Here is a 23,347-nt window from a genome sequence, read left to right as displayed (position 1 = left end):
ATCTATCAAGATTTTTCTATCTTACCGTCGTTTTTGCAACAAATTTTTTACTAATTGTTCCGAGCGCTCGCACAATTCGCCCAACCCTTACAAATTATTATATTTTTAGTACAATTAAGATATGCCTAGCTTAAGTTGATTTTATTATTCTCCCAACTGTGCTGTGCAAGTTTTACAAAAAGAATATTGAACTTATGCAAATTATTCCAGGGTACATAATTACCGAAAAAATCTACGAAAACTTTAAAACGGTTGTTTATAAAGCATATAGCCATGAAGCTCAAGCAGCTGCGATCGTAAAAATACCTAGAGCTACTCATCCTACGTGGGAAGAAATTATTTGTTTGAAAAATGAATACGAAATTTCTAAAAACCTGGACATACCGGGGATCGTCAAACCTTACAAATTGGCGAATTACCCGCACGGATTAGCCCTGATATTAGAATATTTTGACGGCGAATCTCTCGAACAATTTGCTCTGGGGAAACCCCTGGAAACAATTGCTTTTTTAAAAATTGCGATCGCGCTGGCCGATACACTTAATAGAATTCACAGCAATTTGGTAATTCATAAAGACATCAAACCGCATAATATTTTGATAAATCCCCAAACATTAGAAACAAAAATCACAGACTTTAGCATTGCATCGCGGCTGACAAGAGAAAACTTATACTTAAGTAACTGTAATTCTCTAGAGGGTACGCTTGCCTATATATCACCAGAGCAAACTGGTCGCATGAACCGGAATATTGACTATCGCACTGACCTTTATTCATTAGGAGTCACATTTTATGAAATATTGACCGGGCAGTTACCATTTGATAGTACAGACCCATTGGAATTAATACATTGTCATATTGCCAAACAACCCTTGCCCCCAAACAAGCGGATTAGTAATATTCCCGAAGCTGTTTCCGATACGATCGTCAAGTTGTTAGCTAAAAATGCTGAAGATCGATACCAAAGCGCTTTGGGATTAAAAGCAGACTTAGAACTTTGTTTAGATCGGCTATCAGCCACTGGCCAAATTATAAACTTTTCTCCCGGTCAGTGGGATAAAGCCAGCCAATTCCTGATTCCGCAGAAACTGTACGGACGAGAGAAAGAAGTAGCCAGTTTGATGGAGGCTTTTGAAAGAGTCAGTAACCCCCGTCTTTCACAGGAGCGATCGGGAAATGAAAGCGGGATAGAGATGATGCTCGTAAGCGGCTATTCCGGGATTGGCAAATCTTCCTTAGTGAATGAAGTTCATAAACCGATTGTGCGTCAGCGAGGATATTTTATCGCTGGTAAGTTCGATCAATTTAAGCGGAATATCCCTTATGTTTCTGTAGTCAGCGCCTTTCAAGATTTGATTCGGCAGTTGTTAACGGAAAGTAAAGAAAATATTGCTGGCTGGAAAAATAAACTATTAGATGCCCTTGCTGCGAACGGTCAGATAATTATTGATGTGATACCGGAAGTCGAATTGATTGTAGGGCCACAGCCACCAGTGCCGCAGTTGGGGCCGGCTGAATCGCAGAATCGATTTAATCGGGTATTTCAGCAATTTATACAAGTATTTACCAAACCAGAACATCCCCTCGTCCTATTTTTAGATGATTTACAATGGGCGGATTCAGCATCTCTGAAATTGATTCAGGTGCTAATGACGAATTCGGATAGCAAATATTTGTTGCTGATGGGAGCGTATCGAGATAACGAAGTCAGCGCGACTCATCCGTTGATGCTGACTTTAGAGGAAATTCTCAAAGCTGGCGCGATCGTCAATAATATTATCCTGCGTGCTTTGGATATGGAAAACGTCAGCCAATTAGTAGCGGATACGCTTGGCGATATGCCATCCGGCACGAATAGCGAACGCACTCACAGATCCCAGCCGTTAGCCGATTTAGTTTACAACAAAACTCAAGGCAATCCCTTCTTTTTAACTCAGCTGCTCACCTCGCTTTACCAGGAAAAGTTATTAAACTTTGATTTTAGTAGCGGAATGTGGCAGTGGGATATCGCCCAGATTCAAGCGATCGGTATCACCGATTATAACGTAGTCGAACTCATCGCGAAAAATATTCAGAAGCTGTCGGAGGAGACGCAAACTGTCTTAAAATTAGCTGCCTGTGTTGGCAATCAATTTAATTTATCCGTTTTGGCAATTGTCAATGAAAAATCTCAGTCAGCTACAGCTGCCGATTTATGGTCAGCGCTGCAAGCCGGGTTAATTTTACCTCTTAGCAATGCCTACAAAATACCGCTCTTACTTGAAGAAGACAGCAGGGCGGCTTTAACGTTCGATCGTGTGAACGTTAGCTACAAATTTTTGCACGATCGCGTGCAGCAAGCAGCCTATTCTCTGATTCCCGAAGAACGAAAAAAAGAAACCCATCTGAAAATTGGCCAACTGCTGCTGAAAAATACTAATCCAGAAGAACGGAAAGAAAATATTTTTGCTTTAGTTAACCAACTGAATTTCGGGACTGACTTAATCGCCTGTGAAGAAGAAAAATATGAGTTGGCTGAGTTAAATTTTATTGCGGGTCAGAAAGCGAAGGCGGCGACAGCTTACGAACCAGCGCTCAAGTATTTAAATGTTGGGCTAGAACTGCTGGGTGCAGATAGTTGGCAAAGCCACTACGAATTGACATTAAATCTGTATTTAGAAGCAGCAGAAGTAGAATATTTGAATATTAACTTTGAGCGCTCGGCTATTTTAGCTGACACCATTTTACAACACGCCACTAACCTGCTCGATCGAGTCAAGGTCTACGAGATCCAAATACAGTTTTATATGGCTCAAAACCAGATGCTTACAGCGATGAATACTGGCTTGCAAGCACTGGAGATGCTAGGTGTTAGTCTATCAAGTCCGCCGAGTAGCGATCGTTGGGTGGTTGATTTGCCTGAACTGGAAGACTTAGAAAATCTTCCCGCTATGACAGATCCCTATCACCTGGCAACTCTGCGCCTTCTTATGACCGTTGGCGCTCCTGCTACTATGGCAAAGCCAGAAATTTTACCGCTACTGGTATTGACTCAAGTCAATCTTTGTATCGAACACGGCTATTCGGGAATAGCCGCTTTTACCTATGCTTTTTATGGCATGATCTTGTGTGCGATAATCGGTAAAGTGGATGCCGGATACAAGTCTGGGCAACTAGCTTTGAGGCTCTTACAAAGATTTGATGCCAGAGAACTGCAATCTAAAGTATATAACCTATTTAACCTTTTTATCAGACCTTGGAAAGAGCATACTAAGGAAACTATTACACCGTTTTTGCAGGGTTTTCAAAGTGGATTGGAAACTGGTGATTTAGAGTTCGCTTGCTATTGTGCTAATAACTATTGCTCTAATATGTTTTGGTTGGGAGAACCAGTTGAATTAGTTGAAAAACAGCAACATCAATACCTTACTCTCCAGTTAAGCTTTAAGCAAGAATACTCTATTTACTATGCAAAAATATGGAGACAATTGAGCTTAAATATTTCCGGTGCGGAAAGTGGATACCTATTAATTGGGAGCAGTCTAGATGAGTCGGAGAGCTTGCCAGTTTTTTTAGAACTTAATAATCCGATTTTGCTTTTTTCCATTTATTTTGCCAAAAGTTTTCTATTTTATTTATTTGGAAATTATACTGAAGCTGTTGCCAATGCCGAGTTAGCAGTAAAATACGCTGCTCCTGTGATGGGTTGGATAGTAAGTTTTGCTGCTTATAACTTTTACTATTCTCTTGCTCTTCTGGCTGTGTATCGCCAGGGAGATTGTGGGAAAGAGGATCGGCAACAAGAATTGCTCAAACAAGTGGAGGAAAATCAGGAAAAGATGCGGAAATGGGCAGAATACGCCCCATGCAATTTCCAACACAAGTACGAGCTAGTGGAAGCAGAGAAAGCACGGGTATTAGGACAAATTTTAGCAGCGATGGAGTATTACGATCGCGCCATAAACGGAGCCAAGGAACAAGGATACATTCAAGAAGAAGCACTGGCTAATGAACTAGCAGCAGAATTTTATTTTTCCCTGGATCGAAAAAAAGTAAGTCAGACATATTTGATGGAAGCATACTATGGCTATATTCGTTGGGGAGCAATGGCAAAAGTTAAAAATTTAGAGTCAAGATATAGCCAAATATTATCTCAAATAATCAAAACAGAAACGCAGATTTTTAATATAACAAAAACAACTACTTTGACGAATAGTATTGCTTCGGATAAGTTGGATTTTGCCACAGTAATCAAAGCTTCACAAGCCGTTACGGATGAAATTGTTTTGGATAGATTGCTAGATAAATTATTGAATATTGCGATGGAAAATGCGGGGGCCCAAAAGAGTTGCCTTATTTTAGATAAAAATGGTCAACTCTTAATAGAGGCTACTGGTAGCGTAGAGCGAGACGGGGTTGTAATGCCATCATCAATACCCGTTTCTTGCAGTCAGCATCTGCCGATATGCCTGATAAATTTTGTAGCTAGGACTTGTGAAAACGTAGTTTTGAATGATGCTGCAAAAGAAGGGAAATTTACCGCAGATCCTTATATTATCAAAAATCAACCGAAATCGATTTTATGCGTACCGATTATCAATCAAAGTAAATCGATCGGCATTCTTTATTTAGAAAATAACTTGACCGCTGGTGCATTCACTCCCGGACGTTTGGAAGTCATTAAGATCCTTTCTTCCCAAGCAGCCATTTCTCTAAAAAATGCTATGTTGTATAACAATTTAGAAGTGGCAACTGAAAACTTAAAACAAGCCAACGAACAGTTAGAAGATTACAGCAAAACTTTGGAACGGCGGGTGGACGAGAGGACGCTGGAATTAAGGGAAAAAAATCAGCAGTTACAACAAACTTTGCAAGAATTACAGCAAACTCAGACTCAGTTGATTCAAAATGAAAAAATGTCTTCTCTGGGGCAGTTGGTTGCTGGGATCGCTCACGAAATTAACAATCCAGTTAACTTTATCTATGGCAATCTTAACCATGCTAGGCAGTATCTTGAAGACCTCTTACACCTGATTCGGGTTTATGACAAATACTCCAATAACTCACCTGAAATTGAAGCTGAAATAGAAGCGAGCGATTTTGAATTTGTCAGGACTGACTTCCCGAAAATTATAGATTCCATGCAGGTAGGGGCCGATCGCATTCGTCAGATTGTGCTGTCACTGCGAAACTTCTCCCGCCTGGATGAAGCGGATATGAAATCTGTGGATATTCATTCCGGTATCGATAGCTCTTTGTTGATTTTACAGCATCGCCTCAAAGAAAAGGTAGGAAATCCACCAATTGAAGTTATCAAAGATTACGGTCAGCTTCCGAAAGTCGAGTGTTATCCAGGGCAACTGAACCAGGTATTTATGAATATACTGACCAATGCTATTGATGCTCTATACGACCGGGAATATACAGACAAAAATTCGGTACACGCTAAGCAATCACCTTACATCCGAATTTGCACGGATGTGCTGGATAACGGTTGGGTACTAATCAAAATAGCAGATAACGGCCCTGGTATGAGGGAAGAGATCCGTCAAAAGTTATTTGACCCCTTCTTCACCACAAAACCAGTCGGTTCTGGCACTGGGTTGGGTTTATCTATTACCTATCAGATAGTGGTGGAAAAACACGGCGGTAAACTCAAATGTTCCTCAGTGCCGGGAGAGGGGGCGGAGTTCGTCATTGAAATTCCTGTCAAGCAGCAGAGAAAGGGGTTAGGGGTTAGGATCTAGGAAAAAAACTCTTCTTTTGGGAAATTGTTAAACTTTTCCTAAAACTGGGAATACTATAAACTACCAGGGATGTAGCGCCTATAAATAGTCGCAAAGTTAAGCGCGTTCAAAACTCGCGTTTGCCTCTAATAGATCGTCAAACGCTATCTAGGACAAAATGACAAAAATATACCTTTTGGGGGATGCGGTAACGCCATTTGCTTGAAATTACTTTTGCCCAAAAGCTCGGTTTGATGGTCAAAGATAGCGCGATCGACGATTTTTAGGGAGGCATCTATGTTTTGGTTGTTTAAATTACAAATAAAAGCTGTAACCTCATGTCAGGCAATTTTAGGGATGCTTCTATCGATCGGCTGTTTGAGGAGCAAGTAGAGCGAACCCCCTCTTCGATCGCCGTAGTTTTTGAACGCGAACAGCTGACTTATCAAGAACTGAATCAACGAGCGAATCAGCTAGCACATTATCTGCGAAATCTGGGCGTGAAACCAGAAGTGCTGGTGGGGATATGCGTCCATCGCTCTTTAGAAATGGTCATCGCGATTTTGGGCGTCCTGAAAGCTGGTGGGGCATACTTACCGCTAGACCCTGCTTATCCGAAAGAGCGCTTGGCTTTCATGTTGCAAGACGCACGAGTTTCAGTGCTGCTGACTCAGGAAAAACTACTGGCAGACCTAACCCCCCCTCCCCGTGGCGGGGAGGGGTTGGGGGTGGGGTCACAACAGCAACATCCCACAGTTATTTGTTTGGATAAAGACTGGGAAAATATCGATCGCAACAGCAAAGTAAACCCCAGCAACATCGTAAAACCGGATAACTTAGCTTACGTTATTTACACTTCAGGTTCTACAGGTAAACCCAAAGGAGTATTAGTAGAACACGAAGGTTTGTGCAATTTAGCGATCGCACAAATTAAAACCTTTGACGTACAACCAAACAGTCGCGTTCTCCAATTCGCATCCTTCAGCTTCGATGCTTGCGTTTCGGAAATTTTCATGGCATTAATTGCAGGCGCAACGTTAGTTTTGGGAACGCGGGATGCTTTAATGCCGGGACAAGGTTTAATTAAACTGTTGCGCGAGAAAGAAATTACTACAGTTACCTTACCGCCGTCAGCACTTGCAGTTTTGCCAGTCGAAGAATTACCATCTTTGCGATCGCTCATTATTGCTGGAGAAGCCTGTCCTCCCGATATCGTAACTCGTTGGGCGAACAATCGTCGCTTTTTCAACGCTTATGGGCCAACAGAAGCGACCGTTTGTGCAACGATCGCCGAATGCACTCCAAACGGGAAGAAACCGCCGATCGGTCGCCCGATTCCCAACAAAGAAGTATATATATTAGATGAGGAATTACAGCCCGTTTCTATCGGTGTTCCCGGCGAAATTTACATCGGTGGGATTGGCATAGCACGAGGTTATCTCAACCGTCCCGAATTAACTAGCGATCGCTTTATTCCCAATCCCTTTTTGAATAATTCCGAATTAAACTCAAAACTTTACAAAACTGGAGATTTAGCTTGCTATTTACCTGATGGAAACATCGAATTTTTGGGGAGAATTGACGAACAGGTAAAAGTTCGCGGCTACCGGATCGAATTGGGTGAAATCGAAGCAACGCTGCGCCAACATCCAGGCGTGCAAACTGCGGCGGTGACGGCGCGAGAAGATGTACCGGGACAAAAACGTTTAGTCGCGTATTTAGTGCAAAATCCCGATTACGAGGGTGATGGAGAAGAATCTGAATATATCGAACAATGGCAAGCTGTTTCTGATGAAACATACAGCCAAACTTCTGTAGAACAAGATGCAACATTTAATGTAGCTGGTTGGAATAGCAGTTACACGGGAAAGCCGATTCCAGAAGAAGAAATGCGGGAGTGGGTAGAACAAACAGTCGATCGCATTCTGGCTTTACAACCCAATCGCGTCTTAGAACTCGGTTGCGGTACGGGGATGTTGCTATTCCGAATTGCTCCCCAATGCACCTTATATTTTGGTGCTGATTTCTCGCAAGAAGTGGTGCGATATCTGGACAAACAGTTAGAAAAACGAGAACAAAAGTTACCGCAAGTAATTCTCAGTCACAGAACCGCCGATAACTTTGAGGGAATTGAAGCGGGAGATTTCGATACGGTAATTCTGAATTCTGTTAGTCAGAACTTTCCCAGTATCGAATATCTTTTGCGAGTTTTGGAAGGAGCGGTAAAGGCGGTTAAACCGGGTGGCAGCATTTTTGTGGGAGATGTCCGCAGTTTGCCGTTGCTGGAAGCTTACCACACCTCGGTTCAACTGGATCGAGCATCAGAAGAATTGGAGCGATCGCAACTTTTACAGAAAGTGCGATCGCGCCTAGCTCAAGAAGAAGAATTGGTCATCGCTCCAACTTTTTTCACAGCACTTAAGCAACATCTACCTCAAATTAGCGACGTTCAAATTCAACTCAAGCGCGGCGTTCACCACAATGAATTAACTCGTTTCCGTTACGATGTAACTCTCCACATTGGCAACGAAGTTATCCCCAACGCCGATATTTCTTGGTTGGATTGGCAACAGGAGAAATTCACTTTGCCAGCACTTCTCCAGCTGCTAGTAAAAACCAATCCCGAAATTTTAGGATTGCGTGGCGTACCCAATGCACGTTTATTAACAGAAGTCAAGACTATTGAATGGTTAAATAGCTCTGATGGTTGCCAAACTGTCGGCGAATGGCGCGAAGAGTTATTGCATAAATATGAGGGAACTGGATTAGATCCCGAACAATTTTGGGCATTAAGCAGGGAATTACCTTATGCGATCGATATTAGTTGGTCGAGTGAAATTGGCTGCTACGATGTGGTGTTGCAACGTCGAGAAAGTGTAGGAAAGTTCACCAATCACCAACTAGCAACTACCAATTACCCACCACGTTGGAACGACTACGCCAACAAACCGCTGCAAGCAAAAATTGCCCGCAAACTAATCCCGCAATTACGCAGTTTTTTGCAAGAAAAACTGCCCGAATACATGGTGCCAGAACGCTTTGTGATGCTGGATAGTTTGCCGCTGACTCCCAACGGCAAAGTCGATCGCAAAGCACTGCCAGCACCCGATTCTAGCAGACCGGAATTAGAAGAAAACTATGCAGAACCTCGCACGCCTGTCGAAAAAGTTTTGGCAGGAATTTGGGCGGAAATTTTGGGAGTGGAACGAGTTGGCATCAACGACAACTTTATAGAATTGGGCGGACAATCATTATTGGCAATTCAAATAATTTCTCGCGTGCGCGAAACTTACCAAGTAGAGTTACCGCTGCGTTGCTTATTTGATGAACCTACCGTAGCGGGATTAGCTCAACAAATTGAGATCGCACGCCGAGAAAAACCGGGATGGCAACTTCCTGCGATCGCACCCATTTCTCGAAACCAAAACATACCTCTTTCTTTCCCCCAGCAAAGACTTTGGTTTTTTGAACAATTGGTGCCGGGAACTCCATTGTGTAACGAATCTGCCGACGTTCGCCTTCCTTGCGCGATCGATGTAGAAGCAATGGAAAAAAGCCTCAACGAAATTATCCGGCGTCACGAAATCTGGCGAACTACTTTTGCAGTGGTAGACGGACAACCAGTGCAAATTATTCAGCCAGCGGCTCATCTTAAACTGCGCGTGGTAGATCTCCAGCATCTTCCTTATTCGGAAAGAGAAGCAGAAGCGCTTCGGTTAGCAACAGAGGAAGTCCGACAACCTTTTGACTTAACAAAAATGCCGCTATTGCGAGCAAGTTTAATGAGATTGGGCGAGACAGAACATCGGTTATTCCTAACTCTGCATCACCTAATTTTTGATGGCGTTTCTCTATATAATGCTTTCCTGCAAGAACTGGCAACACTTTACGAAGCATTCTGTGCGGGTAAACCTTCTGCCTTGCCAGACTTGCCAATTCAGTATGCCGATTATGCTTACTGGCAGCACCAATGTGCCGAGGAATATTTGCAAAATCAGATCGAATATTGGCAGCAGCAATTAGCAGATTTACCAACATTACAAATGCCGACCGATCGACCTCGACCCGCAGCAGAAACTTTCCGAGGTGCGAGATATTCTCTGGCATTACCCAAACAGTTAAGCGAAGATATCAAAGCACTTAGCAGTCGGTCAGGAGTAACCTTGTTTATGACCCTGCTGGCAGCATTCAAAACTTTGCTGAGCAGATATGCAGGACAAGACGATATTCCCGTTGGTGTGGTTATCTCCGGTTCTAATCGTCCGGAAATTCAAGAACTGGTTGGCTTCTTTATTAACATTTTGGTTTTGCGTTCCGACCTTTCGGGAAATCCCAGTTTCCGACAATTATTAGGGAGGGTGAAAGAAGTAACCTTGGGTGCTTATGCTAACCAAGATGTACCTTTCCAAAAGTTAGTAAAAGAACTGCGACCCGATCGTCATTTATCCGGACATCCCCTGTTTCAAGTCATGTTTCTCCTCGAACCGCCAACACCTGCATTAGATTCGGGGTGGAACCTCAGACCGCTAGATGTGGATACGGGTACGGCGAAGTTGGATTTAACTGTTTCCTTAGACGACAAACCAGAGGGATTGATCGGTTACTTCCAATACAATACAGATTTATTTGATGCGGCGACGATCGATCGCATGGCAGGACATTTTCAAACTTTGCTAGAAGGTATTGTCGCCAATCCCGATCGCCAACTCTCCGAATTACCTTTACTAACAGCAAAAGAGCAGCAATCGCTCCTAGAATGGGGAAGCGATCGTCAGATATCGGGAATAGAAAATAACTTAATTCCCAAACATTCCTGCCTTCATCACCTGTTTGAGGCGCGAGTGCAGCAGACACCAGACGCCGTGGCGGTGGTTTTTGAGGGGAAACAGCTAACTTACCGACAACTGAATCGGCAAGCCAACCAATTGGCCCATTACCTGCAAAAATTGGGCGTTGGCCCAGACGTACTGGTAGGAATGTGCTTAGAACGTTCTTTGGAAACGATCGTAGGCATTTTGGGCATCCTGAAAGCAGGTGGGGCTTATGTCCCGTTAGATCCCGCCTATCCGGAAGAACGGCTGGCTTTTATGTTGGAAGACTCGCAAGTTTCGGTGTTGCTGACGCAGGCGCATCTAGCTAACACGCCGATCGCACAAAAAGCTAAAGTAGTTTGCTTAGATACAGAGTGGGAAATTATCGATCGAGAAAGCGATAATAACTCGAATAGTTCAGTAAAACCCGACAATTTAGCTTACGTTATTTACACTTCCGGTTCTACAGGCAAACCTAAAGGTGTGCTGGTAAATCACTCGAATGTAGTTCGTTTGTTTGCCGCAACAAATGAGTGGTTTGAATTTAACGAACGGGATGTATGGACGCTGTTCCATTCATCTGCATTTGACTTTTCAGTTTGGGAAGTCTGGGGTGCTTTAATTTACGGTGGGCGTTTGGTAGTAGTTCCCTACTGGGTAAGTCGATCGCCCGAACAATTTTACAACCTTTTGTGCAGCGAAGGAGTAACAGTTCTCAATCAAACTCCCTCTGCTTTTCGCCAACTGATGCAGGTCGAGGAATCTTTGGCCGAAGTTAAAAAGCTGGCACTTCGCTTCGTAATATTTGGCGGAGAAGCTTTGGAAATCCAAAGTTTGAAACCTTGGTTCGATCGACACGGGGACGAGTTACCGCAGTTAGTCAATATGTACGGCATCACGGAAACAACTGTCCACGTCACCTATCGTCCGCTGACAAAAGCCGATCTTAATAGTAGGGGAAGTGCGATCGGTATTCCTATCCCCGACTTGCAAGTTTACATCCTCGATCGATACTTACAACCTGTACCTATTGGCGTTCCGGGTGAATTATATATCGGTGGTGCAGGTTTAGCGCGAGGCTATCTCAATCGTCCCGAATTGACTGCCCAAAGATTTATTTCCAACCCCTTTAATGATTTGGGATTGTCAGATTCCAGTCCCAATCCCAAATCCGAAAAACTCTACCAAACGGGAGATTTAGCGCGTTATCTGCCGGATGGTAACATTGAATATCTAGGCCGCATAGATAACCAAGTGAAGATTCGCGGTTTCCGGATCGAGTTGGGAGAAATTGAGACAGTGTTGGGGAAACATCCCGACGTGCGGGAAACAGTAGTAATGGTTCGCGAAGATGTACCGGGCGATAAACGTTTGGTGGCATATATTGTTGCCAAACATCAGCCAGAAAGAGTGCCTTATCAAACTTCGTGTTTGGTAGAATTTGGCGGTACAAATTCGGCAATAGCCCGCACAGAGGATATCTCATTCGGTGGTATTTGTCTGGAAAATGTGCCAGATATCGCTCCCGGTCAACCTGTTCGACTGCACCTCCAACTACCCGGTGCTAGCGAGCAAAGCTGGTTATCTGGAACCGTTGTCTGGCAGTACGAAGAACGCACGGGAATTGAATTTGAACGGGAAGAAGAACAACAAAATATAGTTCGGGAAAGCGTTAAATACCTTTTGACAGATCGAGGCTTTTTGAAAGTTTGGCAACGCACGTTTACGTCAAAGTTGCGCGACTTCCTCAAGCAAAAGTTACCCGATTATATGGTGCCTTCCAATTTTGTAATTTTGGATGCTTTACCGCTAACTCCAAATGGTAAAATTGACCGTCGATCGCTACTTGCGATCGGGCAAACAATAGGCGATCGCGTGCAGGTAAAAACAATCGCAGAATCCGACAAAGGAGAGAACAACCAAGACTCTTCGGAGGGAATAATTACTGATAACCTCCCAACCGAGTTGCCAGCAGGTTTTGTTGCGCCTCGCAATGAAACCGAGCAAGTAGTAGCTGGGATATGGGCGGAAGTTCTCAGAGTCGAAAAAGTTGGCATTGATGATAACTTTTTGGATTTGGGCGGACATTCTTTATTAGCTACTCAAGTAATTGCTCGGTTGCAGGCTGCTTTCCAAATGGAATTACCGTTACGCACCATTTTCGAGTCACCTACTGTACGCGAACTTGCTGAGGCAATTACGAAGTTAAAAAGTAGTAAAAATCCCTTCCAAGCACCAACTATTACATCAGTTTCCCGCGCAGCTTATCGCCAGAAACTGTCCTCCCTCAAAAAGGGGCTAGGGGATAGGGACTAGGGGATAGGGGGAGCGGGGGAGCGGGGGGGCAGGGGAGCGGGGGAGCGGGGGGGCGGGGGAGATGGGGGCAATTAATCTTTTTCTCTTTCTCTTTCTCTTTCTCTTTCTCTTTCCCTTTCCCTTTCCCTTTCCCTCTCCCTTTCCCTTTTCCCCTAATCCCTAATCCCTAATCTCCCTTTTCCCCTAATCCCTACTCCCTAACCCCTTATCCCTAATCCCTAATCCCTAACCCCTAACCCCTAACCCCTAACCCCTAATCCCTAACCCCTAAACCCTTGCCCCTAGCTATGACAACTATCGATATTTCCGATGAAGATGTGTTCGTACTTCCGCTATCTTTTGCCCAGCAGCGGTTGTGGTTTTTCGATCGATTGTCTCCCGGTAGTGCTATTTATAACGTTCCCGGTGGCGTACAATTTAACGGGGCGCTGAATCTGGAAGCGTTAGAACAGAGTTTTAACGAAATTGTACGGCGTCACGAAGTATTGCGGACTACCTTTACTATCGTGGATGGGCAGCCAGTTCAAGTTGTTGCCCCAGCGCCAACTGGCACAGCAAGGGGGCGTCACTACCTGCTAGATGTAGTAGACCTCAGTTACCTTCCAGAAAACGAACGTCAGACGAAAGCGCAACAATTGGCTACAAGGGAAGCCAGACAGCCGTTTAACCTGGAGCGCGGCCCACTGCTGCGCGTCAAATTGCTACGCTTTGGCGAACAAGAGTACGTCTTCCTGATGACAATCCACCACATCATCTCGGATGGTTGGTCATTGGGAGTATTCATGTATGAATTGATACAGCTTTACGATGCTTTCTGCTTGGGCTTGCCCTCCCCACTGCCAGAACTGCCAATTCAGTATGCCGACTATGCGATTTGGCAGCAGCAATGGCTGGAGGGAGAGATTATGGCCAGTCAGCTTTCCTTCTGGCAGCAGCAACTCGGCGGTAGTTCGCAAACGCTGGAATTGCTCGCAGATCGATCGCGACCTGCCGTGCAGAGTTTCCGTGGTGCCAATCAACCGCTAACACTATCGCCAACTTTGGTGGAAAAACTCAAGGCACTGTCGCGTCGAGAAGGTGTCACTTTATTTACGATTTTGCTGGCGGCATTCAACATTTTGCTATATCGTTACACCGGACAGGAAGATATTTTAGTCGGTTCGCCGATCGCAGGTCGTCAATATCCCGATTTAGAAAAATTAATTGGCTTTTTTGTCAATACTATAGTAGTGCGAACTGACCTCGCTGGAAACCCCAGTTTTAAGCAACTGTTGCACCGAGTTTGGGAAACTACCTTTGGAGCTTTTGCTAACCAAGAGCTACCTTTCGAGAAGTTGGTGGAGGCGCTGCAACCAGAACGAAGCCTGAGTAAAAATCCGCTGTTTCAGGTAATGTTTGTTCTCCAAAATGTCAATATGCCCAGCCTCGATTCTAGATGGAGTGTCACCCAGCTAGATTTTGATACTGGTGCGACGCAATTCGATTTAACTTTGGCATTAGAAGAGAGGCACGATCGCATCGTGGGCGGGTTTATATACAACACGGATTTATTTGATGCCGATACCATGACCAGGATGGCAGGGCATTTTCAGACTTTGCTTGAAAGTATTGTCGCCCATCCAGAACAGCGCATTTGCGAATTGTCTTTGTTGACCGAGCGAGAGCATCAGCAACTTTTGTTGTGGAATAACACGCAGGCAGATTATCCTTTAAATGCTTGTATTCACCACCTATTTGAAGCTTGGGTAGAACAAACGCCAGATGCAGTAGCTCTCATCTTTGAAGATGAAGAATTAACTTATCGAGAACTGAACGCCAAAGCAAATCAGCTAGCACATTATCTAATAAGTTTTGGTGTGAAAGCAGAGGAACTCGTAGGAATTTGCGTAGATCGATCGGTGGAAATGATAATCGGAATTTTGGGAATTTTGAAAGCTGGTGGTGCTTACGTTCCGTTAGATCCGGCATATCCCCAAGAGCGCTTGGCATTTATGTTAGAAGATGCTGGCGTTTCGGTGTTGCTAACTCAAGCAAGTTTATTAGCAACTCTTCCCAAACACAAGGCGCGTGTTTTCTGTTTGGATAAAGACTGGCAAGAAGTTGCATTACAGAGTGAGGAAAATCCTTCGCTGGAACTGACACCGAATCATCTCGCTTACGTTATTTATACTTCTGGATCTACAGGCAAACCTAAAGGGGTACTGATAGAACATCTGGGTTTGTGCAATCTAGTTACTGCACAGATCGATTTGTTCGATGTGCGATCGAATAGCCGCATCCTCCAGTTTGCTTCGCCAAGCTTTGATGCTTCCATTTGGGAAATAGTCATGGCTTTAGGATCGGGCGCAACGCTGGTGATGGGAACGCGGGAATCCTTAATGCCGGGACAAGCTTTGCTGAGGTTGTTGCGAGAGAAAGAAATTACTATAGTTACCCTTCCGCCGTCAGCATTAGCAGTTTTGCCATCAGAAGAACTTCCGGTATTAAGATCGATTGTGGTTGCTGGAGAAAGTTGCTCTCCAGAGATCGTAGCTCGTTGGGCGAAAGGTCGTCGTTTCTTTAACGCTTATGGGCCGACAGAAACTACCGTTTGTGCAACTGTTGCTGAATGCACTCCTTTTGACAAAAAGCTTTCGATCGGTCGTGCGATCGCTAATAGCCAAGTTTACATCTTAGATACTCATTTGCAACCAGTTCCGATCGGCGTTCCAGGAGAAATATATATCGGTGGTGTTGGTTTAGCAAGAGGTTATCTCAACCGCCCCGATTTAACTGCCAAAAAATTTATTGCCAATCCATTTCTCGATAATTCTGAGTTTAACTCAAAACTCTACAAGACTGGAGACTTTGCTCGCTATCTCCCTGATGGCAATATTGAATATCTCGGTCGGATAGATAACCAAGTAAAAATTCGCGGATTCCGCATCGAAACGTTAGAAATCGAAGCACTTCTGAAACAGCATCCCGACATAGAACAAGCGGCGGTAATTGCTAGGGAAGATATCCCTGGCGACAAGCGTTTGATAGCTTATGTAGTTTCTAAACTGATGCCCGATCGCGTGCCTTATCAAAGGGAATGTTCGATCGAATTTGATGGAAATACAGCGGTAAAATTACAGACCGAAGATATTTCGATCGGCGGCGTTTGTTTGGTAGGAATATCAGATATTGTTGCAGGTAAGCGATTGCGCTTGCACTTCACACTCCCAGGTTCTCATGAGGCAATATGGCTGTGGGGAAAAGTTGCATGGCAAAAGGGAAAACAAGCTGGCATTCAGTTTGAACTTAACCCTTCAGAACAAGCCATTTTAAAGAAGAGTCTAGACTATCTTCTGGAAACTCAAGGTTTCTTGAAAGTTTTGCAACGCACAGCCGTTGAGAGCTTACGCAGCTTCTTAAAACAAAAGCTGCCTGACTATATGGTTCCTTCCAGCTTTGTGTTTCTGAACGAATTGCCGCTGACACCTAATGGCAAAGTCGATCGCAAATCGCTACCCGCACCAGAACATCTTCGCTCGGATTTGTCAGCAAATTACGTACCTCCCCAAACTGAGATCGAACAAACCATTGCTAAAGTTTGGCAAGCAGTTCTGCAAACTGACAAAGTGGGTATGAATGACAACTTTTTCGATTTAGGCGGTCATTCATTACGCATGGCTCAAGTTCATAACAAATTACAAGAGGTATTGCACAAAGAGCTATCGTTGGTAGAACTATTTAAATATCCGACGATTGGAGCTTTGGCTAAGTATTTAAGTCCAGAACCTAGTCATACCAAAGCTGACCAAATGAATGGATTCAATGGCTCACCTTTACAACAAAGTATCAACAGGGCCAAGCAGCAAAAAGAAGCGATCGATCGCCAAAAGCAACGCCTACAGGTAAGGATAAATAACAATGGATGAACTGCAACAAGCTATAGCCATTATCGGTATGGCTGGTCGTTTCCCCGGTGCCAAAAATGTCGATGAATTTTGGCAAAACCTGCGCGACGGCGTGGAATCGATTTCTTTCTTTTCTGACGAAGAATTGCAAGCTTCTGGTATCGACTATGCTTTGCTGAAAAATCCCCATTACGTGAAAGCGAAAGGCGTTCTGGAAGAGATCGAATTATTTGATGCGGGATTTTTTGGTATTAATCCGAGAGAAGCAGCAATCACCGATCCGCAACATCGTTTATTTTTAGAGAGTGCTTGGTCAGCACTGGAAAATGCTGGTTACAATCCGGAAACTTACCAAGGTTCGATCGGCGTCTATGCTGGCGTCGGAATGAGCGGCTATTTGTTAAACAATCTTTATTCAAATCCCGAAGTTATCCATTCGGTTGGCGCTTATCAGTTGTTGATTTCAAACGATAAAGATTTCTTGCCTACGCGAGTTTCTTACAAGTTAAATTTGAAGGGGCCAAGTGTCAATATTCAAACAGCTTGTTCTACTTCCTTAGTTGCTACTTGTTTGGCTTGCCAAAGTTTGTTAAATTACCAATGCGATATCGCATTGGCGGGTGGCGTTTCCATCAGCGTACCATCAAAAATAGGTTATTTGCATCAAGAAGGAATGATTCTTTCTCCCGACGGACATTGTAGAGCTTTTGATGCGAAAGCGCAGGGAACTGTGAATGGCAACGGTGTGGGAATTGTTGTCTTAAAGAGATTGGAAGATGCGATCGCAGACGGCGATAGCATCCATGCAGTTATCAGAGGTTTTGCAATTAATAACGATGGTTGTTTGAAAGTTGGCTATACTGCTCCTAGTATAGACGGTCAAGCTGAGGCGATCGCACAAGCTTTGGCGATGGCAGAAGTCGATCCGGAAACTATTAATTATATTGAAGCGCACGGAACTGGTACTCCTTTGGGAGATCCGATCGAAATTGCGGCATTAACGCAAGCTTTCCGCGCCAATACTGAGAAGAAAGGATTTTGTGCAATTGGTTCTGCAAAAACAAATATCGGACATTTGGATACCGCTGCTGGCGTGACTGGTTTAATCAAAACAGTGCAAGCACTCAAACACAAATTATTGCCACCGAGTTTGCACTTTGAAAAACCCAATCCTCGGATTGATTTCGCCAATAGTCCGTTTTTCGTTAATGCCAAACTTTCCGAATGGCAGAGAAATGGCACTCCCCGCCGTGCTGGTGTAAGTTCTTTTGGTATTGGTGGAACTAACGCTCATGTGGTTTTAGAAGAAGCGCCTATTCTCGAACCATCGGGAGATTCTAGACCTTGGCAATTGCTAGTTTTATCTGCTAAAACTGAATCTGCGATCGATACCGCAACTGCTAATTTAGTTGAACATTTAAATAATTATCCTGAAATTAACCTTGCTGATGCAGCTTACACGCTTGGCATTGGTCGAAAAGCTTTCAATCATCGACGGATATTAGTTTGCCAAGACCGAGAAGATGCTGTTACGGCACTTTCTCAACTCGATGCCAAACGAGTTTTTACTAATTTTGGAGAAGTTAAAAATCGACCTGTCGCGTTCATGTTTTCCGGTCAAGGTTCGCAATATGCAAACATGGCGGCGGAACTCTACCAACTAGAACCGATATTTAGAGAAGAAATCGATTTTTGTGCGGAATTTCTCATCCCATATCTGGGATTGGATTTGCGCGATGTGCTGTATGCAAGCGAGGAACAAGCAGAACAATTAGACATCTCCAGAAAAGAATCTCAGAGACAGGCAGGATGCCTATCCCACAAGAATTTTTGGAGGGGTCTATTGCAGCAAACTGCGATCGCACAACCAGCTTTGTTTGCGATCGAATACGCCTTAGCTAAATTATGGATGTCGTGGGGTGTGCATCCGCAAGGTGCGATCGGTCACAGCATCGGCGAATATGTCGCCGCTTGTCTCGCAGGTGTTTTCTCCCTAGAAGAAGCACTATCGCTAGTAGCTGTACGGGGAAAATTGATGCAGCAAATGCTACCTGGGTCGATGCTGGCAGTACCGCTGACCGCACAGCAAGTGCAACCTCTGCTGGACAACGAACTTGAGCTTGCTGCGATTAACGCGCCGTCTCTGTGCGTTGTTTCCGGTGCGACAGATGCGATCGAAGCACTGCAACAAAAACTGTTAGAAAAAGGCGTGGAATGTCGTCGCCTACATACTTCTCATGCGTTCCATTCTCAAATGATGGAACCCATTTTAGAGGTATTTACAGAACAGGTGAAGAAAGTAAACTTGAAAGCACCACAAATTCCCTACATTTCCAACGTCACTGGCACTTGGATCGCCGCAGAAGAGGCAACAAATCCGCATTATTGGGCTAGACATTTGCGCCAAACAGTGCTTTTTAGTTCGGGATTGCAAACATTATGGCAAGAATCGGATTGGGTGCTGTTAGAAATTGGCCCCGGCAAAACGCTTACTACCCTCGCCAAACAGCATTTAGATAAAGTTAGCGATCGCATTGTAGTTTCTTCTTTAAGACATCCCCAAGATCGACAATCTGATGTTACCTTTTTATTAAACACAGTAGGCAAACTTTGGCTATCGGGAATACAAATAGATTGGTCGGGATTTTACAGTCAAGAAAAACGCGATCGCGTACCTTTGCCAACTTATCCGTTTGAGCGTCAACGATATTGGATTGAACCGCCAAAAATAGTAGGTGATAAAAACAATAACTCTGTACCTGAATGGACATCAATATTAGAAGCAGCAAAGATACAAGCACTTGCGGAAATATCGAAATTTGACAATCCAACCTATCTAAGAAAGAAAGAGTGTTTGGATCGTTTGTGTATTGCTTATATGAACCTTGCCTTGAGAGAATTGGGCGCATTTAGCAATCCAAACGAAAAGTATTCTCTAGAAGAGTTGTGCGATCGATTCCCAATTCTGCCGCGTCACAAGCAATTAATATCTGTATGGTTGAAGACTTTGGTAGAAGAAAGGCAGTTACAGGAAGATGGAGAAAAATTTACCAATCTTGTCACAATTTCTCCAGATTCAATCAATGCTCTTGAAGAAGAACTAAAAGCAAAATGGGCAGACACGCCTGAATGGGCAGAAGTTATCCAAACCTATCGGCAAAAGCTTGTCCCGATACTTGTTGGCAAAGAAGATCCGCTACAGTTAATATTTTCTGAAAGCTTCTATGATGTAGCGGAAAGTATAGGTCGAGCTTTACCTCTGCTTCCTTATCACAACAATATCCTACGAACAAGCTTGCAGCAATTGGTGAAGTCGTTATCACCGCAAGTAAATCTGCGAATTCTGGAAATTGGCGCGGGAATGGGACTCACTACAACCGAGTTATTGCCTGTCTTACCACCGCAGCAAACTAACTACATTTTCACTGATGTTGCTCGTTTTTTCTTAGACAAAGCCAAGCAAAAGTTTAGCGATTATCCTCATGTTCAATATCGCCTATTAGATATCGAACAACCTCCAGAAAAGCAAGGTTATGAGGCGCACAGCTTTGATGTAATAATAGCCGCTCAGGTGTTGCACGTCACCCGCAATATAGAGGAAAGTTTAGCTCATATCCGCTCTTTGTTGGCCCCCGACGGTTTGTTATTAATTTGGGAAGTAACGCAAGCTCAAATGGATTACAACATCACCGATGGTTTAATGATGAAACCGTTGTCCGATGGAGAACGCACTCAAGGTAATCCATTTTTATCTAAAAAACAGTGGATTGAAGCATTACGAAATCATGGATTTGTTGACATCGCGGTTTTCCCTGAAACCGACGTTTTAGGACACCATATTTTGTTGGCTAAAGCTTCTGCATCGGCAGATATAGCCGCACCTTCAGCATTTACAGTTTATCGAGAAAATGCTGTAGAAAAAGCAGAAGTTGCTTTTGGGAAAAAGGCGAAGATTGCTGAGTGGTTTTATACTCCTTCTTGGCAACGATCTCTACCTCCAAAACCCGATAAGCTAATTAATCGACAAAGTTGGTTATTGTTTGTTGATGAGTGCGGTTTTGGTGAAAAACTGGTGAAGAAGCTGGAACAAGAAAACCAGGATGTTATTGTTGTCAAAGCGGGTAATGAGTTCATCTCTCACAGCGATATTGTATATACAATTAACCCTCAACAACGCGATGATTATGAAGCTTTGCTGAAAGAAGTTCGGAAAGTGAATAAAACTCCACAAAAGATCGTTCATTTATGGAGTGTCACGCCAAACAATGAATTAGAAATCGCATCTCTGGAAGCATCTCAAAATTTAGGTTTCTACAGTTTGCTATTTCTAGCGCAAGCACTTGGAAAACAGGATTTTAGCGAGGAAATTGAAATCGCGGTTATCTCGAATAATATGCAGGAGGTAACTGGCGATGAGATACTTTGTCCGCAGAAAGCAACTATTTTGGGGCCATGTAAAGTTATTCCGCAAGAATACTTAAACATAAGCTGTCGCAGCATTGATGTTGTACTTCCGGAAGCAGGAAATAGACAAAGAGAGAAAATTGCCGATTATCTGTTCGCGGAAATAACTGCAAAATCATCCGATTTAGTTATTGCCTATCGGGGAAATCATCGCTGGGTACAAACTTTTGAATCGGTACAATTGGATAGTGAAGAAAAATTAAATTTGAGAGAAGGGGGAGTTTATTTAATTACAGGTGGATTGGGTGGGATTGGATTGGTGCTGGCGGAATATCTGGCAGAAAAAGTGCAAGCTAAATTAGTTTTAATCGCTCGATCGCACTTTCCCGCCAAACATGAATGGCAACAATGGCTAGCCTCTCACGAAGAGAAAGATAGCATCAGTTGCAAGATTCGGAAATTGCAACAAATAGAATCCTTGGGTGCAGAAGTTCTCGTAGCCAGCGCAGATGTGGCTAACTTAGAACAAATGCAACAAGTAATAGCTAATGCGTGCGATCGCTTTGGCACAATTAACGGAGTTATCCACGCGGCTGGAATTTCGCCCGGAGGCATGATTCAACTAAAAACCAAAGAAAATTTAGCCAATCTTTTAGCGCCAAAAGTAAAGGGAACTTTGGTAATTGACGCTTTGCTCAAGGATTTTAACCTGGATTTCCTGATCCTTTGTTCGTCTCTGAATTCATTTATAGCTGGACTTGGTTTAGTAGACCATTGCGGTGCTAATGCTTTTCTCGATGCCTTCGCACATTACAATACTACTAAATGCGATCGCTTCACCATTTCAGTTAACTGGGATGGCTGGCAAGAAGTAGGACAAGCAGCCAATTCAGCCACATCAGAACAACTCAAAAAGTGGCGCGAAGCAAGTTTCAAACAAGGCATATTTCCCCAAGAAGGAATCGAGGCATTTAAGCGCATTCTAGGAACTACATTGCCTCAAATTATGGTATCGACCCAAGATTTTATAATTCGATTCCAACAGTACAAAGCTTCTAAAGAATTACAGCACTTGCAATCTCAAAAGGAAACAAAACAATCCAAACTGCTAAACTCGCGACCGCAACTGAATACCGCTTATGTAACACCTCGCGATCGCATTGAGCAAACTATTGCTGAAATCTGGCAACAATCTCTAGGGATCGACAAAATTGGCATCTACGACGACTTCTTTGAATTGGGAGGAGATTCTCTCCTAGCAATTCATTTAATTGCCAAGATTAGCGAAGCTACTAATACAAAATTGTCAGCCCATAGCCTGATCGATGCACCGACTATTGCCGATTTAGCTAAATTAATCGCACAGGCAACATCGCCAACAACATCTAATTCCACACTGGTGGAAATTCAAACTGGCAGCAACACTAAAAAACCTATCTTCTTAGTGCATCCCATTGGCGGTCACGTCTATATTTATCGGGAATTAGCACGTTATCTGCCGGATTTACCTGTTTATGGATTCCAGGCGCAAGGAGTAGATGGAAAAGCAGAACCTCTGACTACAGTTGAAGAAATGGCGGCTCAATATATCGAAGCATTGCGCGTCGTTCAACCTGAAGGGCCGTATTTTTTGGGCGGTTCTTCTTTTGGCGGAACTGTAGCTTTCGAGATGGCACAGCAACTACAAAAACTAGGTCAAAAAGTAGCAATGCTTACCTTAATCGATACTCCTAGCCCCGATCGATTACCATCAGAAAATTTAGAAGATGATGACCTCAAAACGATGGCTTATGCACTCGGCGTTGGTGCGGATATTTCGATTTCAGCAAACAAACTCGCACAGATGAACGATGAAGAAAGACTGCTTTACTTTTTGGAAAAAGGTAAGTCCGATCTGAAAATGCCTGCTGATTTTGGCGTTGCCGAACTTCGCCGCTTTTATCAGGTTTTCAAACTCAATATGAAGGCGATGAAAAAATATATCCCCCAAGTTTATTCTGGCCAAATTATCTTTTTCCGTGCGTGCGATCGCGATGCCTTTAACCCGGAAAATCCCGAACTCGGCTGGAAAGATTTGGCTGCTGGGGGACTGGAGATTCACGTAATACCTGGAAATCACATTACCATGAATTTCGCTCCTAACGTGGATGTGATGGCCCAAAGGCTGAAGACGAAGATCTCTGAGGTACTGTCAGCAGACTGAAAATTTGTGCGATCGCTCAAACTT

At 43.7% G+C, this 23,347-nt stretch carries 4 protein-coding genes; all 4 read left to right on the top strand.

Features of this window, described 5'->3' with window-relative positions:
• Positions 1 to 194: 194 nt before the first annotated feature.
• The 4 genes from ACE1CD_RS16045 to ACE1CD_RS16030 all read left to right on the top strand — a co-directional run bounded on the left by ACE1CD_RS16045 (position 195) and on the right by ACE1CD_RS16030 (position 23,323).
• Positions 195 to 5,726: an AAA family ATPase gene (locus tag ACE1CD_RS16045; protein ID WP_374825463.1), complete on the top strand. Its 5,532-nt coding sequence runs from the start codon at positions 195 to 197 to the stop codon at positions 5,724 to 5,726.
• Positions 5,727 to 6,043: 317 nt separating this feature from the next.
• Positions 6,044 to 12,832 (top strand): amino acid adenylation domain-containing protein, encoded by a 6,789-nt coding sequence (locus tag ACE1CD_RS16040; protein WP_374825461.1) that lies wholly within the window; start codon positions 6,044 to 6,046, stop codon positions 12,830 to 12,832.
• 287 nt (positions 12,833 to 13,119) lie between these two features.
• On the top strand, positions 13,120 to 16,737 hold the full coding sequence (locus tag ACE1CD_RS16035; protein WP_374825459.1) for an amino acid adenylation domain-containing protein: 3,618 nt from the start codon (positions 13,120 to 13,122) through the stop codon (positions 16,735 to 16,737).
• Entirely contained in the window at positions 16,730 to 23,323 is a 6,594-nt protein-coding gene (locus ACE1CD_RS16030; protein WP_374825457.1) for a beta-ketoacyl synthase N-terminal-like domain-containing protein, read from the top strand. Before ACE1CD_RS16035 ends, ACE1CD_RS16030 begins: the two co-directional genes overlap by 8 nt.
• Positions 23,324 to 23,347: the final 24 nt, after the last annotated feature.

This window comes from Aerosakkonema sp. BLCC-F183, assembly GCF_041929145.1.
In the GTDB taxonomy this organism is placed as follows: Bacteria; Cyanobacteriota; Cyanobacteriia; order Cyanobacteriales; family Aerosakkonemataceae; genus Aerosakkonema.
The sequence above is the reverse complement of the archived record's forward strand: the minus strand, read 5'-3'. Positions and strand labels throughout refer to the sequence as shown.